Here is a 13,710-nt window from a genome sequence, read left to right on the forward strand (position 1 = left end):
CGCAAAGGTTATTTTGCAGACAGCGTTTGGGTAACGAAAAGAAAATCCTGCGGCGGCCCCCGCTGCCCGAAAACAGCAATTGTAACCAGGTTTCCCTCCTTGCAGCACCGGCATTTATTGAGCAAAGTCTTGGGTTTTGCTTCCGGAACCCGGATGTTTAAATCAGACTGTAAATTCTGCAGTTTCCCGCGTTTCCAGCTGCTACTCAGGATTCCATAATGCCTGATCCGCACAAATCTTTTTGGCAGAATGTGCAGGGAGAACCTTCGCGCAAACTCTTCGTTGCTGAGGGTCATCTCCTTTTTTTCGCCACCTTTCCGGTAATCTTTGTAGCCAAAACGAACTTCTTTATCGGTAACTTCTTTGATGCGGTGATTGCTGATGGCGACTTTGTGGGTGTATCTGCCTAAATATTCAATCACCTGTTTCGGGCCACCAAAAGGTCTTTTGGCATAGACTACCCAGTTCTTGGTAAAGAGTTTATCCATTAAATTGGAATCTTTTACTCCCGAAGTTCTCAATAAAGCCACAAACTTTGCCCGAAATACTTTGCTCATCGCTTTTACCGGAAAAAGGTATTTATCGGTTCGTACTTTCTTTTTCCACTTTCCGTGATGATCAATTCCGCCGCCAGGAACAATGCAGTGCAGGTGCGGATGCAAGCTCAGGTTCTGTCCCCACGTGTGAAGTATCGCAATCATTCCGAGCTGCATTCCTTCCGTTTTGCCAAACTGGTTTAATGTTGCCCAAGCTGCTTCAAACAATGTTTTGTAAATGAGTGTGGGATTTGCAATTGCCAAACCGTTCAGCTCTTCGGGAAGCGTGAAAACGAGATGATAATAGCTGCACGGGAGTAAATCCGCTTCGCGCTTCTGAATCCATTCTTCTTTTTTATGACCTTGACATTGCGGACAATGCCGATTACGACACGAGTTGTAACTGATGGAAAGATTTCCGCAGCCATCACACGCATCAATATGACCGCCCAAAGCAGAAGTTCTACAATACGATAAAGCGCGAAGCGTTTTTTCCTGATGAGGCGTAAAATTCTGGGCCGATAGATTGAGTTTACGAAGAACATCTGCAACGCTTCCGTTTTGATGCTTTGCCTTACTTCGGGATTCCATTTTTGCGGTACAAAGCAAATACGGTATCCAAAGGACTGTGAGGCTTCTGATCCGAAAGCTGGCAGACATGAAGGTATTCCATCGTCGATTCAATTCTTTCATGCCCCAGAAGTTTCTGAACCATGATGATCGGAACGCCGTCTTCCAGCAGATGCGTGGCGTAGCTGTGGCGCAAAGTATGGGTGTGCACCTCTTTGGTGATGCCTGCTTTTTTTGAGATGGTCTTGATCACCCACTGAACGCCGCGCTGGCTGTAGCGGGAGTCGAAATCAGGTTTCTGTAAAGCGTTTTGATGCGTTTTTAAATCAATCTCCTCAATATTCCTGTTATGGTTCCCATTGAATAAATACTGATCCGGATTTTCAATACTGATGAAGGTTTTCAAGCCTCTGATTAAATGTTCCGACAGGGGAACATAGCGGTCTTTGCCGCCTTTTCCCTGCACGATATGCAGCATCTTCCGGTCGAAATCCAAATGCTGAAGCTTGATATTTCTTACTTCCATACAGCGCAGTCCGCAACCGTAGATCAGGCCGATGAGAAGTTTGTGTTTCAGGAGTTCAGCACTTTGAAGCATGCGCCAGATTTCTTCGCGGCTCAGGATTACGGGCAGTTTCTTGACTTTTGGAATCGCGGGAAGATGGAGGTAGCTGTAAGGCAAACCTTCGGTTTTCAGCAAAAACCGCAGTCCGTAAACGGTATGTTTAAAGTACGACTGAGAAGGGGTTTTTGATCGCTTTTGAAGTTCAAAAAGGTAATCTTTGATGTCTTCCGGGTCTAATTCGGTAGGGACTTTACCGAAATGAAGCGCCAAGGCTGCAACGTGACGGGAATAATTTTCGAAGGTACGCTTGCTTCTGCCCAGGATGGAAATATTTCTTTCGAAGCGTTGCAGAAGTTCGGCAAAACCATTAACTTCGCTCGAGGCACGGTTCAGGAATTTGTTGGTCCTTAAATCCTCCGGAGATTTTTTTTTGTAGCCATTTCATGAGTTTTTAAAAGGTTAATAAAAACAAAGTTACTAAAACGGCGAATGGGAAAAGCTACCGGAGGTTTAGTTCAACATAGTATTGGCAAAATGCGGGGAGAAGTTTTCATATAAAATTTTGTACTATTTTCGCCGCCGCTATTTTTCCATTTCGTTTGTTTTGTGTAATTTCACTTCATGGAAAAAATATCGGCTCCGTTTGGTCTGAATTGAACTTTTAGTTCACTTCTTCCCGCACTTCGCCAATACTTTTTCCGTTGTAGGCAATGCCACCAAAAATACCGCTAAAAACAAATAAAAAATAAAAATCAATTTAAAATTTATGAAAAAAACCTTTATCGCATTATTCTTAATTGCGTTCACATTCAAATCATTCGGACAACAAAAAAAAGCAGTATTTACAGAACAATTTAAGAAAGAAAATCGTGGGAAATATAATATTGAAGTAAATGAATTAAAGGAACTTCTAATTATTATGCTTGCGATAACTGATTACGGTTTAGGAAACGACGATATGTTTTTTCAAGAAGGCGATTATTATCAAGATGTTTTAAAGCAATTCAAACCATACAAAAATGAACCGATAATATTAAAAATGGACAGTCTTATGAAAGAAAGTCCTTTAAATTATCTTTTCTTTACAGGAAATTCTCAAACTTATAATTTTGACGGAGATGTTTTGAAACCTGATGATGTTTATTTTTTCACAGCGGACGAAGTTGCAAAAGTTAAAATTGACAAAAATCCAATTACAACCTACAAAAAGGAAATAGAAGATTTTGCAAAAAAATCAGACTTTAGAAAATTCTATAGTAACCACAAAGACTTTTATAATAAGATTTATGAAAATTATGAAAAGAATGTAAACTTGGTAAAGCAATGGAAATGGCTTGAAAAAAACTTTGAAGCAAAAAATGACAGTTATGTAATTTATACTTCTCAATTAATAAATGGTTTGAATTATACAAATCGTTATGACGAAAAAGATTTCAAATTAATTGAAATGGTTTTACCTGCACTTTCCAAAATTGAAGGAAGAACAGAAAAAAATGCGGAAGCGTTTAACACAAGAGTTATGTTTACAGAAATTGACCACAATTATGTAAACAAACCGAGCAACAAATATGAAAAACAAATTGACGAAGCATTAAAAAATCGTGATAAATGGGTAAATGCAAAAGTTTATGGAACAGAATATTATCCAACAGGAGAACATGTTTTCAATGAATACATGACTTATGGAGTTTTTATTCTTTATGCACTTGACAATTGGAAAGGCGATACAAAATTGCTTAACGAAATTGAAAAGGAAGTAAATTATACAATGGTAAATCGTGGATTTATAAAAATGAACGAATTTACTAATGAACTTAAAAAACTTCGTGCAAAAAACAAGAATAAAAAAATTGACAAACTTTACCCGCAACTAGTTAAATGGTGTGCTAAACAATAAAGGCACTGCCTACAATAACTAAGCTTTCGTTTTGTCTGCAAGACAAGAAATGAAAGCCCGTTGAACGGAACCTCCGGTGGCTTTTCAGCGGTATGATGGTCCTCTTATGGGGATGTCGTTTTTAGAATTTAGAGGTACAAAGCAGTTTTTTCGTAAGGAATGCTTTTTTTGTGGCGTTTGGTAGCCTTTATTGGTGGATTTCAGCGGTTTTTCCTCGCTTCAGAACATAGGTTCCCTTACCCGCAAAGGTTATTTTGCAGACAGCGTTTGGGTAACGAAAAGAAAATCCTGCGGCGGGCCGCGCTGGCCGAAAATGGCAATGGTCACAAGGTTTCCTTCCTTGCAGCACCGGCATTTCCGGAACAAAGTTTTGGGAACAAAAGCCCTTCTTTCCACTTTTAAGGAAGCCTGCAAATTTTGCAGTTTCCCGCGTTTCCAGATGCTACTCAGGATTCCATAATGCCTGATCCGCACAAACCTTTTTGGCAGAATATGCAGGGAGAACCTTCGCGCAAACTCTTCGTTGCTGAGGGTCATCTCCTTTTTTTCGCCACCTTTCCGGTAATCTTTGTAGCCAAAACGAACTTCTTTATCGGTAACTTCTTTGATACGGTGGTTGCTGATGGCGACTTTGTGGGTGTATCTGCCTAAATATTCAATCACCTGTTTCGGACCGCCAAAAGGTCTTTTGGCATAGACGACCCAGTTTTTGGCGAAGAGCTTGTCCATGAGGTCGGCATCTTTAATTCCACAAGCCTTTAATGATGCCGCAAACTTCGCCCGAAATACCTTGCCCAAAGCCTTTACCGGAAAAAGGTATTTATCGGTTCGTACTTTGCCTTTCCATTTTCCCTGTTTATTAGTGCCTCCACCGGGAACAATGCAGTGCAGGTGCGGATGCAAGCTCAGGTTCTGTCCCCACGTGTGAAGTATCGCAATCATTCCGAGCTGCATTCCTTCCGTTTTGCCAAACTGGTTTAATGTTGCCCAAGCTGCTTCAAACAATGTTTTGTAAATGAGTGTGGGATTGGCAATTGCCAAACCGTTCAGCTCTTCGGGAAGCGTGAAAACGAGATGATAATAGCTGCACGGCAGCAAGTCCGCTTCGCGCTTCTGAATCCATTCTTCTTTTTTATGACCTTGACATTGCGGACAATGCCGATTACGACACGAGTTGTAACTGATGGAAAGATTTCCGCAACCGTCGCACGCATCGATATGACCACCCAAAGCTGAAGTGCGGCAGTACGATAAAGCCCGAAGTGTTTTTTCCTGATGAACCGTAAAATTCTGAGTTGATAAACTGACTGCGCGCAGAACGTCGGCTACACTTCTGCCCTTACTTCGGGATTCCATTTTTGCGGCACAAAGCGAAAACGGTATCCAGAGGACTGTGCGGAGTTTGATCCGACAGTTGGCAGACATGAAGGTATTCCATCGTCGATTCAATTCTTTCATGACCCAGAAGTTTCTGAACCATGATGATCGGAACGCCGTCTTCCAGCAGATGCGTGGCGTAGCTGTGGCGCAAAGTATGGGTGTGAACCTCTTTGGTGATGCCGGCTTTTTTTGAGATGGTCTTGATCACCCACTGAACGCCGCGCTGGCTGTAGCGGGAGTCAAAATCAGGTTTTTGTAAAGCGTTTTGATGCGTTTTTAAATCAATTTCTTCAATATTTCTGTTTTGATTTCCGTTGAATAAATACTGATCCGGATTTTCAATACTGATGAAGGTTTTCAAGCCTCTGATTAAATGTTCCGACAGGGGAACATAACGGTCTTTGCTTCCTTTACCTTGAACAACATGCAGCATTTGTCGGCCAAAATCCAGGTGCTGAAGTTTGATATTCCGCACTTCCATGCAGCGCAGTCCGCAACCGTAGATCAGGCCGATGAGCAGTTTGTGTTTCAGGAGTTCAGTACTTTGAAGCATGCGCCAGATTTCTTCACGGCTTAAAATAGTGGGAAGTTTTTTGACTTTTGGAATGGCGGGAAGGTGGAGGTAGCTGTAAGGCAAACCTTCGGTTTTCAGCAAAAACCGCAGTCCGTAAACGGTGTGTTTAAAGTACGACTGAGAAGGGGTTTTTGATCGCTTTTGAAGTTCAAAAAGGTAATCTTTGATGTCTTCCGGGTCTAATTCGGTAGGGATTTTACCGAAATGAAGCGCTAAGGCTGCAACGTGCCTGGAATAATTGTCGAAGGTACGCTTGCTTCTGCCCAGGATGGAAATATTTCTTTCAAAGCGTTGCAGGAGTTCGGCAAAACCGTTAACTTCGCTCGAAGCACGATTGAGAAATTTGTTCGTCCTTAAATCCTCCGGAGATTTTTTTTTGTAGCCATTTTATACGTTTTTTAAGGGTAAATAAAAACAAAGTTACTAAAACGGCGAATGGGAAAAGCTACCGGAGGTTTAGTTCAACATAGGTAACCGTTGCACAACTCCACATTTTCAGTAATTTCCAAAGTAAAACCATAAAAAACGGCCTCCTTTAAAGCGATTTAAGGGAGGTTTCTATTTTTGTCGGGCAAAGGAGCTGAGGTTTTCGGGTGGCTTAAATTGAAGTGATCAGTGAACTGTGGAACCGGTTTAGAAAAAGCCGGAGTATCCCTTCCGGAAGGTGCATAATCTGGGCATTGCTTTTTGGTTTCCGGGAGATAAACTTCAGGTACTTCTTCAGGTTGTAAGCCAAAGCGGCCATTAAAACATGCTTGTTGGCGTTTTTCATGCCCCGCGTGTTGACCCTCTTCATGCTGTGGTAGTTGATTAGCGTGCCCAGCACCGGCTCCACCGTGGAGCTGCGGCGTTTGGTGAGGAAGCGTGTGTAGTTTTTGTCCCTGTTCAGCTTCTCGTGCATCGCATCGTAGAGCGGCTTGTGGATACTGTCCTCTATCTTCTTGAACTTAGTTACCCTGCCGCAGCACTGGGCACGCAGCGGACAGTCCTTACAGTCACGCTCGCTGCTGCGGTAGCTCTTCTTTTGGTAGCCCTTGCTGTCGGTGAGGATTCTCTTGAACTGTAAGACAGCTCCGTTGCCGCCTTTTTGGGTGCAGCGGTAATGATCCTCCTCCTGCGTTTCTCCTTTTACAAATTCAAATCCCTCCCGTTCCGCTTTGTACTGCCCGAAGTTCGGGATAAACGCATTGATGCCGTTCTTTTCGCAATACTCCAGGCTCTCGCCACTGCTGTAGCCGGCATCCAGCAATGCTTCCTCCGTCCTTATGCCGTGCTGTTCCAGGTTTTCCAGCATGCGGTCCATAATCTCGTGCATGATTGCACTGTCCTTGCTGCCGGCCGTGCTCGCGCAGGCTCCCGTGATAACATGATGTTTGTCGTCCACCGCTATCTGTCCGGCATAGTTGAGCTGCCTCGCTTTGCCCGGTTTTACCGAGATTTTGGCATCCGGATCCGTGGGAGAATAATGGGTATGATTGGAGAGGAACTTGGGACGCAGCGGGTTGCCGTCCTCGTCCCTCCTGTCCTCGTTTTTGCTGGCTCCGGGCATGTCTTTGTATTCTTTTTCCTTCCAGGCGTGGTGCTGTTCTACAAGTTTCTTTCGGGCCGAAGTTACCTTGTACTCGCTGTTCTCCTCCAGTTCCTCCACAAACGCTGAAGCGTCTTCCAAAACTTCCTTTTCAACCAGGCTGTCCATGCTTGCATTGGCCTTAATGAAGGCTGAATCCACCGCCTGGCGCTTCCCGCGCACCATGCCTTTCTCTATGCAGAGGCTCAGGATTTTTTGGAACAGTTTCATAAAGAGTTCCTCCCCGAAAAGCGCCCGCGTCCTGGATATGGTGGAATGCCACGGAAGCTCCTCATCCAGGTCGTAGCCCAGGAAAAGGCGGATGGAGAGGCTGTCTGAACAGAACCGCAGCAAGGCGCGGTCGCTGTTTAAATTGTTCAGGTAGCCCACTAACAGTATCTTGAAAAAGACCACAGGATCGATGCTGTCCTGCCCGCAACGGCCGTAATAATGAGAGGTTGACTTGTAGAGGAAGCTAAAGGGTACTTCCTGACTGATTTTACGGTAGAAATCATCCTGGGGAACGAGCCCCTCCAGGCTGAGTTCGTAGAAGATTTTCGGTTCAAATGTTTTTCTGCCTTGCATACGCTAATTTACGGAGAATAAACGATATATACAATTGATTTTCAATATTTTAAACCCGTTTATAACCACATTTTCTATTTCTGAAATCTTTTTACCGTATCTTTGAAAAGAGGTTGTGCAACAGGCACATTGTATTGGCAAAATGCGGGGAGAAGTATAAAGTTGAAAGACTTGTAAAATTTATCCGCCGATGCTTTTTCGTATTGATTTTTTTCTTAATTTAACAATCCGAAAAAAGCATCGGCTACGGTCAGTCTAAATTGAACTTTTCGTTCCATTTAGCCCGCACTTCGCCAATACTTTTTCCGTTATCTGCAACCCAATTTGAACGATGTCGATAAAATGAAGTTAGACTTTTATAAACCGAAAAATGAAATTTTAAAGAAATATATTGAAGGATATTATTTCATTTCAGAAGACCAACATCAGAAAACTATAAAATATTGGACATTTCCGAATAACTATTGTATTTTTTCTGTTTATCAAAACACTAACGAAGAATTTGCAGAAAATCAATTTATAATCACATCTTCAAAACAAAAAAATATTATTGCAGGACTTGTTTCCCGATATTCTAAGCCTATTGAAATAGTTTATGAAAACCCAGTAAATGAAATTACCATTTATTTCAAACCTCTTGGAATAAATCAATTCATAGAAAATCCTAACGTTTTTAAGCAATCTCAAATTTCAAATTATATTCCTTTCTCTGATTACAAAGAGAAAATGGAAAACATTTTCAACACAAAAAATCGTGAGCACCAAATCGAACAATTAGAAGATTATTGGTTATCGAAATTTATAAAAAAAGATTTAACCTTAATAGAGCAAATTTTATCGGACGTTGAAGCTGATTTAAAAATAGAAGAAATCGCAGAAAAATATAATTTCACAAGACAATACATTAATAAAATTTTCTCGAAAAACATCGGTAAAACGCCATCAGAATATCGCAAAATTTTTCGTTTCAGAAAGGCATTGAATGAAGTTAAGAAAGCCACAAACTTAACTCATCTTTCTCACAACAACCTCTTTTATGACCAAGCTCATTTCATAAAAGATTTTAAAGCATTGACAAACACTAATCCAACTTCATTTTTCAAAAATGTGGATACTGAAAAAGGAAATGTTTGGCTTTTTGTATAGAGTTTCCATTTTTACAATTTTCTAAGTAAAAAGACAAATACTTTTGCCTTATAAATTTAATGAATTAAAGATGAAAAATTTAGTACTGGTAATTTCTATATTTTTGGCAAATATCTCATTTGGTCAGGAAAAGTGCGATTGTGATGTAGCATTAAACAAGTTAATATCTAAAATAGAAAATGAGTATCCGGGATTTGAAGAAAAGACAAAAGACAAAGTTCTTTACAACAGTTTTAAAAAGCAATTAACAGAAGAAGCAAAAGAAGCCAAGCAATCATCCTGTTTTGATGTATTGGAGAAATACACTGATTTTTTTAGGGACGGTCACATATTATGGCTCCATCCCAAAATTTCAAAAAAATCAGAAAAAACCCAGGAAAAGGAATTTATCAAAATAGATATTGAAAAATTTGAAAAGAAATTCAAAAATCGAAACCATAAAATTGAAGGAATTTGGAAGAACGAATATGAAAAAATGTTTGGAGATATTACTTATACCATTGGTATTACGGAAGCAACGAAAAATGAGTATGTTGGTTTTGTTATCAAATCAGGTTCAAAACTTTGGGAGCCAAAAGAAGTGAAATTCCGTTTGTTTCCAGACGGAACTTATGAATACTACGATAAAAGCCATAATCTACTAAAAGGAAAATATACCATTCACAACGAAACTATTCTTTCATTCGACAATATAAAATCGTTCTTTGTAAAAGAGAAAACAACGGATGAAAATTCATTAGACAAAATCACAGAATTAAGCGGATTCTCACTTAAAAAACTAACAGATAAAACAATCCTGTTAGCATTACCATCCTTTGATTACGTTTATGTTGACATCATAAATAGGTTAATTGAAAACAACAAGAATTTGCTTGAAAGTAGCCCCTATTTAATCGTAGATGTTAGAAATAACGGTGGAGGAACTGACAATGCCTACCTTAATCTGTTGCCCTATATTATGACACAATCCATCAGGACTTTAGGAGTTGAATTTCTATCAACACCAACTTTGATAAACGGATTACAAGGCTATATAGATGGAATTAAAGATGATAAAAGCAAAGAGAGAGAAATAACCCGAATTAAAAGAGAAATCGAAATTCTAAAAAAGAATGAGGGCAAATTTGTAAATATTCACGATACTGAAGTGGACACAATGAAGGTTAGAATTGCAGAAAAAAGCCCCCAAAATGTAGTCGTTTTAGCAAATAAAAATGTGGGTAGTTCAGGAGAGTATTTTGTGATGTTTACCAGACAAAGTAAAAAAGTCAAGATTTTTGGAACACCCACTTATGGCGGTTTAGATTATGCTTCTGCACGGGTATTTGATTTTGGTTGCTCTGAATACCAATTGGGATTACCCACTTATCGTTCGTTAAGATTACCCGATTTTCCAGTAGATAATATCGGATTACAACCTGATATTTATATGGATAAATTTATAGAAGATTGGGTACAATATGCTGTTGATTATTTGGAAAACTAAATCCCAAAAATGGGCAGCAGATAATAACTAAGCTTTCGTTTTGTCTGCAAGACAAGAAATGAAAGCCCGTTGAACGGAAGCTCCGGTAGCTTTTCAGCAGTATGATGGTCCTCTTATGGGGATGTCGTTTTTAGAATATAGAGGTGCAAAGCAGTTTTTTCGGAAGGACTGCTTTTTTTGTGGCGTTGGGTAGCCTTTGGAAGTGGTTTCTGCTGGCTTTTACTGGCTGTAGGGCACAGCTTCCCTTACCCGCAAAGGTTATTTCGCAGAGAAAGGTTGGGTGACGAAAAGAAAGTCCTGCGGCGGACCGCGCTGCCCGAAAACAGCAATGGTCACCAGGTTTCCCTCCTTGCAGCACCGGCATTTATTGAGCAGCGTTTTGGGTGTGAAGCTTGATATTCCTTACTTCCATACAGCGCAGTCCGCACCCGTAGATCAGGCCGATGAGCAGTTTGTGTTTCAGGAGTTCGGCGGTTTGAAGCATGCGCCAGATTTCTTCACGGCTTAAAATAGTGGGCAGTTTTTTGACTTTTGGAATGGCGGGAAGGTGGAGGTAGCTGTAAGGCAAGCCTTCGGTTTTCAGCAAAAACCGCAGTCCGTAAACGGTATGTTTAAAGTACGACTGGGAAGGGGTTTTTGATCGCTTTTGAAGTTCAAAAAGGTAATCTTTGATGTCTTCCGGGTCTAATTCGGTAGGGACTTTACCGAAATGAAGCGCCTAGGCTGCAACGTGACGGGAATAATTGTCGAAGGTACGCTTGCTTCTGCCCAGGATGGAAATATTTCTTTCGAAGCGTTGCAGAAGTTCGGCAAAACCGTTAACTTCGCTCGAAGCACGATTCAGGAATTTGTTGGTCCTTAAATCCTCCGGAGATTTTTTTTTGTAGCCATTTCATGAGTTTTTAAAAGGTTAATAAAAACAAAGTTACTAAAACGGCGAATGGGAAAAGCTACCGGAGGTTTAGTTCAACATTGGTTTTGCAATAGCGGTTTTGAAAGTTCTTTGCGTATAAAAACCGCCATCGCAAAGCCTTTTAACGTTAGTGGCAAGGCTATGACGACACAACCCGACAGACAAATCGGGTACTTTTTGACATTTTGTATTTTAGTAATTGCTTAAATAAACAAATTGACTATCTTTGTACTATGGACAACATTTCTTGTATAAGACAACAGGCGGACATTAAGCAAATCAACCGTTGTAAAGACCGAGTTTCAGAACTAAACGGTTCGTTTGACTATTTATCGAATGGACTTGAATTAGCGGGTAACAACGTAAGGCTCAAAATTCTTTTTCTGCTTTATGAAGAAAAACGACTTTGTGTTTGTGATATAAGCGATATTCTTGGTATGACAATTTCAGCAGTTTCGCAACACTTACGAAAACTCAAAGACAGAAAGCTCATTGAAACCGAACGTGAAGCACAAACCATTTTTTACTCATTGACAAAAGAGTATGAAAAAATGCTGAAACCGTTTTTCAAAATACTTGACGAAAACAAAATATTAGAAACATTATGAAAACAGACAACAAACTAATCGGAGCAGGACTTTTAACAGCAATTGCAGCTTCATTGTGTTGCATTACACCTGTCTTGGCTCTCATTGCAGGAACAAGCGGACTTGCTTCAACTTTTTCTTGGCTTGAACCTTTCCGACCATATTTTATCGGTTTGACAATTTTGGTTCTTGGTTTTGCTTGGTATCAAAAGTTAAAACCTAAAAAGCAAATTGACTGCAATTGTGAAACAGAAGAAAAACCAAAATTCATTCAGTCAAAAATGTTTTTAGGAATAGTAACAGCATTTGCAATCGTAATGCTTGCCTTTCCATACTGCTCAAGCATTTTCTACCTAAAGACAGAAAAGCAAATCATAGTAGTGGACAAATCCAATATTCAAAAAGTAGAATTTACGATTACCGGAATGACTTGTGCAAGTTGTAGCGAACACGTAAATCACGAAGTAAATAAATTGACAGGAATAATAAGTTCAAACGCTTCATACGAAAATGGAAACGCAATGGTAGAATTTGACAACTCAAAAACAAATATTTCAGAAATTGAAGAAGCAATAAACTCAACAGGATATTCTGTAACCGACAAAAAAGAAAAATAGAATGGAAATCAAATTACAATCAACAATTACTTGCCCCAACTGCGGACACAAGAAAGAAGAAACAATGCCGACTGACGCCTGCCAATATTTTTACGAATGTGAAAAATGTAAACAAGTTCTTAAACCAAAACAAGGCGACTGCTGTGTTTATTGTAGTTACGGAAGTGTTGCTTGTCCACCAATTCAGCAGGACAAAAAATGTTGCTGACAGACGGAAAACAAAGAAGCCCAGCCACTAATAACTAAGCTTTCGTTTTGTCTGCAAGACAAGAAATGAAAGCCCGTTGAACGGAACCTTCGGTGGCTTTTCAGCGGTATGATGGTCCTCTTATGGGGATGTCGTTTTTAGAATTTAGAGGTGCAAAGTAGTTTTTTCGGAAGGACTGCTTTTTTTGTGGCGTTGGGTAGCCTTTGGAAGTGGTTTCTGCGGGGTTTTATTGGCTGTAGAGCACAGCTTCCCTTACCCGCAAAGGTTATTTTGCAGACAAAGGTTGGGTGACGAAAAGAAAGTCCTGCGGTGGACCGCGCTGCCCGAAAACGGCAATGGTTACCAGGTTTCCCTCCTTGCAGCACCGGCATTTATTGAGCAGCATCTTCCGGTCAAAATCCAAATGCTGAAGCTTGATATTTCTTACTTCCATACAGCGCAGTCCGCAACCGTAGATCAGGCCGATGAGCAGTTTGTGTTTCAGGAGTTCTGCTGTTTGAAGCATGCGCCAAACTTCCTGCCGGCTTAAAATAGTGGGAAGTTTTTTCACTTTTGGAATCGCGGGAAGGTGGAGGTAGCTGTAGGGTAAACCTTCCGTCTTCAATAAAAACCGCAGTCCGTAAACGGTATGTTTAAAATAGGACTGTGATGGGGTTTGGCTTCGCTGCTGGAGTTCAAAAAGGTAGTCTTTGACCTGTTCGGGATCCAGTTCGGTGGGCAATGTTTTGAAATGTAGCGCCATAGCCGCAACGTGACGGGAATAATTATCAAAGGTTCGCTTGCTTCTGCCCAGGATGGAAATATTTCTTTCAAAGCGTTGCAGAAGTTCGGCAAAACCGTTAACTTCGCTCGAAGCACGATTGAGAAATTTGTTGGTCCTTAAATCCTCCGGAGATTTTTTTTTGTAGCCATTTCATGAGTTTTTAAAAGGTTAATAAAAACAAAGTTACTAAAACGGCGATTGGAAAAAGCTACCGGAGGTTTAGTTCAACATCGGTTTTGCAAAAGCGGGGGATTTTCACAAAGTTGAGCCTTTTGTAATTTTTAGTCGCAAAAAACCATTTCGTTTTTTATTTTTT

The 13,710-nt window shown here is 40.5% G+C and carries 16 protein-coding genes and 4 pseudogenes; 10 read left to right on the forward strand and 10 right to left on the reverse strand.

The window, feature by feature from the left end; genetic code table 11:
• Positions 1-8: 8 nt before the first annotated feature.
• Together H0S70_RS01880 and H0S70_RS01885 are read right to left on the reverse strand one after the other, a co-directional pair.
• Complete coding sequence (locus tag H0S70_RS01880; RefSeq protein ID WP_188320469.1) at positions 9-1,127, reverse strand: IS91 family transposase; 1,119 nt, start codon at positions 1,125-1,127, stop codon at positions 9-11.
• The gene (locus H0S70_RS01885; protein ID WP_228453820.1) at positions 1,111-2,001 is read right to left on the reverse strand and encodes a tyrosine-type recombinase/integrase; all 891 of its coding nucleotides are present in this window, start codon (positions 1,999-2,001) and stop codon (positions 1,111-1,113) included. Before H0S70_RS01885 ends, H0S70_RS01880 begins: the two co-directional genes overlap by 17 nt.
• Between H0S70_RS01885 and H0S70_RS14055 the strand changes: the two genes are divergently transcribed.
• On the forward strand, positions 1,930-2,082 hold the full coding sequence (locus tag H0S70_RS14055) for a hypothetical protein (protein ID WP_228453699.1): 153 nt from the start codon (positions 1,930-1,932) through the stop codon (positions 2,080-2,082). The two genes, H0S70_RS01885 and H0S70_RS14055, sit on opposite strands and share 72 nt — an antisense overlap.
• 355 nt (positions 2,083-2,437) lie before the next feature.
• Positions 2,438-3,568, forward strand: coding sequence for a DUF4932 domain-containing protein (locus H0S70_RS01890; protein WP_188321510.1), 1,131 nt, complete (start codon positions 2,438-2,440; stop codon positions 3,566-3,568).
• Positions 3,569-3,817: 249 nt separating this feature from the next.
• Here the strand turns inward: H0S70_RS01890 and H0S70_RS01895 are convergent, their stop codons facing one another.
• The 3 genes and pseudogenes from H0S70_RS01895 to H0S70_RS14400 all read right to left on the reverse strand — a co-directional run.
• Positions 3,818-4,924 (reverse strand): IS91 family transposase, encoded by a 1,107-nt coding sequence (locus H0S70_RS01895; RefSeq protein WP_188321511.1) that lies wholly within the window; start codon positions 4,922-4,924, stop codon positions 3,818-3,820.
• Entirely contained in the window at positions 4,908-5,603 is a 696-nt protein-coding gene (locus H0S70_RS01900) for a tyrosine-type recombinase/integrase (RefSeq protein ID WP_262891124.1), read from the reverse strand. The genes H0S70_RS01895 and H0S70_RS01900 overlap by 17 nt, the downstream gene beginning before the upstream one ends.
• 57 nt (positions 5,604-5,660) lie before the next feature.
• Positions 5,661-5,798, reverse strand: a pseudogene (locus H0S70_RS14400) (tyrosine-type recombinase/integrase); the annotation flags it as partial.
• On the opposite strand from H0S70_RS14400, the gene H0S70_RS14405 reads away from it, so the two are divergent.
• Entirely contained in the window at positions 5,748-5,879 is a 132-nt protein-coding gene (locus tag H0S70_RS14405; protein WP_262891125.1) for a hypothetical protein, read from the forward strand. The pseudogene H0S70_RS14400 and the gene H0S70_RS14405 sit on opposite strands and share 51 nt — an antisense overlap.
• A gap of 241 nt (positions 5,880-6,120) precedes the next feature.
• On the opposite strand, the gene H0S70_RS01905 is transcribed toward H0S70_RS14405, so the two are convergent.
• A complete protein-coding gene (locus H0S70_RS01905; RefSeq protein WP_088263489.1) occupies positions 6,121-7,674 on the reverse strand; it encodes an IS1182 family transposase in 1,554 nt (517 codons plus the stop codon).
• Between the two features lie 342 nt (positions 7,675-8,016).
• Here H0S70_RS01905 and H0S70_RS01910 point away from each other — a divergent pair, with 342 nt between their 5' ends.
• Both H0S70_RS01910 and H0S70_RS01915 read left to right on the forward strand, forming a co-directional pair.
• On the forward strand, positions 8,017-8,820 hold the full coding sequence (locus H0S70_RS01910) for a helix-turn-helix domain-containing protein (protein ID WP_188321512.1): 804 nt from the start codon (positions 8,017-8,019) through the stop codon (positions 8,818-8,820).
• Positions 8,821-8,863: 43 nt separating this feature from the next.
• The gene (locus H0S70_RS01915; protein WP_228453763.1) at positions 8,864-10,306 is read left to right on the forward strand and encodes a S41 family peptidase; all 1,443 of its coding nucleotides are present in this window, start codon (positions 8,864-8,866) and stop codon (positions 10,304-10,306) included.
• Positions 10,307-10,564: 258 nt separating this feature from the next.
• Here the strand turns inward: H0S70_RS01915 and H0S70_RS14655 are convergent.
• Positions 10,565-10,693: pseudogene (locus tag H0S70_RS14655) on the reverse strand (IS91 family transposase); the annotation flags it as partial.
• Positions 10,671-10,892 carry a site-specific integrase gene (locus H0S70_RS14060; RefSeq protein WP_228453764.1) on the reverse strand — a complete coding sequence of 74 codons (222 nt, stop codon included), beginning with the start codon at positions 10,890-10,892 and terminating at the stop codon, positions 10,671-10,673. The pseudogene H0S70_RS14655 and the gene H0S70_RS14060, both read right to left, overlap by 23 nt.
• Positions 10,893-11,015: 123 nt before the next feature.
• Between H0S70_RS14060 and H0S70_RS01925 the strand changes: the two genes are divergently transcribed.
• The 4 genes from H0S70_RS01925 to H0S70_RS01940 all read left to right on the forward strand — a co-directional run bounded on the left by H0S70_RS01925 (position 11,016) and on the right by H0S70_RS01940 (position 12,631).
• Positions 11,016-11,168: a hypothetical protein gene (locus H0S70_RS01925; protein ID WP_188322265.1), complete on the forward strand. Its 153-nt coding sequence runs from the start codon at positions 11,016-11,018 to the stop codon at positions 11,166-11,168.
• 284 nt (positions 11,169-11,452) lie between these two features.
• The gene (locus tag H0S70_RS01930) at positions 11,453-11,827 is read left to right on the forward strand and encodes an ArsR/SmtB family transcription factor (protein WP_124801948.1); all 375 of its coding nucleotides are present in this window, start codon (positions 11,453-11,455) and stop codon (positions 11,825-11,827) included.
• Positions 11,824-12,423: a mercuric transport protein MerTP gene (gene merTP / locus H0S70_RS01935; protein WP_188321513.1), complete on the forward strand. Its 600-nt coding sequence runs from the start codon at positions 11,824-11,826 to the stop codon at positions 12,421-12,423. Before H0S70_RS01930 ends, merTP begins: the two co-directional genes overlap by 4 nt.
• A 1-nt stretch (position 12,424) precedes the next feature.
• Positions 12,425-12,631 (forward strand): GDCCVxC domain-containing (seleno)protein, encoded by a 207-nt coding sequence (locus H0S70_RS01940; protein ID WP_069796431.1) that lies wholly within the window; start codon positions 12,425-12,427, stop codon positions 12,629-12,631.
• Between the two features lie 265 nt (positions 12,632-12,896).
• On the opposite strand, the pseudogene H0S70_RS14660 reads toward H0S70_RS01940, so the two are convergent.
• Both H0S70_RS14660 and H0S70_RS14665 read right to left on the reverse strand, forming a co-directional pair.
• A pseudogene (locus tag H0S70_RS14660) lies at positions 12,897-13,019 on the reverse strand (IS91 family transposase); the annotation flags it as partial.
• 276 nt (positions 13,020-13,295) lie between these two features.
• A pseudogene (locus H0S70_RS14665) lies at positions 13,296-13,433 on the reverse strand (tyrosine-type recombinase/integrase); the annotation flags it as partial.
• On the opposite strand from H0S70_RS14665, the gene H0S70_RS14410 reads away from it, so the two are divergent.
• On the forward strand, positions 13,383-13,514 hold the full coding sequence (locus tag H0S70_RS14410) for a hypothetical protein (RefSeq protein ID WP_262891126.1): 132 nt from the start codon (positions 13,383-13,385) through the stop codon (positions 13,512-13,514). The pseudogene H0S70_RS14665 and the gene H0S70_RS14410 overlap by 51 nt on opposite strands.
• Positions 13,515-13,710: the final 196 nt, after the last annotated feature.

The organism is Chryseobacterium manosquense, from assembly GCF_014623485.1.
Classification (GTDB): Bacteria; Bacteroidota; Bacteroidia; order Flavobacteriales; family Weeksellaceae; genus Kaistella; species Kaistella haifensis.

Bases quoted from the DNA above. Each gene is read 5' to 3' on its own strand.
- H0S70_RS01880 (WP_188320469.1), bottom strand. From the start codon at position 1,127: ATGGAATCCCGAAGTAAGGCAAAGCATCAAAACGGAAGCGTTGCAGAT.
- H0S70_RS14055 (WP_228453699.1), top strand. From the start codon at position 1,930: ATGAAGCGCCAAGGCTGCAACGTGACGGGAATAATTTTCGAAGGTACG.
- H0S70_RS01890 (WP_188321510.1), top strand. From the start codon at position 2,438: ATGAAAAAAACCTTTATCGCATTATTCTTAATTGCGTTCACATTCAAA.
- H0S70_RS01895 (WP_188321511.1), bottom strand. From the start codon at position 4,924: ATGGAATCCCGAAGTAAGGGCAGAAGTGTAGCCGACGTTCTGCGCGCA.
- H0S70_RS01905 (WP_088263489.1), bottom strand. From the start codon at position 7,674: ATGCAAGGCAGAAAAACATTTGAACCGAAAATCTTCTACGAACTCAGC.
- H0S70_RS01910 (WP_188321512.1), top strand. From the start codon at position 8,017: ATGAAGTTAGACTTTTATAAACCGAAAAATGAAATTTTAAAGAAATAT.
- H0S70_RS01925 (WP_188322265.1), top strand. From the start codon at position 11,016: ATGAAGCGCCTAGGCTGCAACGTGACGGGAATAATTGTCGAAGGTACG.
- H0S70_RS01930 (WP_124801948.1), top strand. From the start codon at position 11,453: ATGGACAACATTTCTTGTATAAGACAACAGGCGGACATTAAGCAAATC.
- merTP (WP_188321513.1), top strand. From the start codon at position 11,824: ATGAAAACAGACAACAAACTAATCGGAGCAGGACTTTTAACAGCAATT.
- H0S70_RS01940 (WP_069796431.1), top strand. From the start codon at position 12,425: ATGGAAATCAAATTACAATCAACAATTACTTGCCCCAACTGCGGACAC.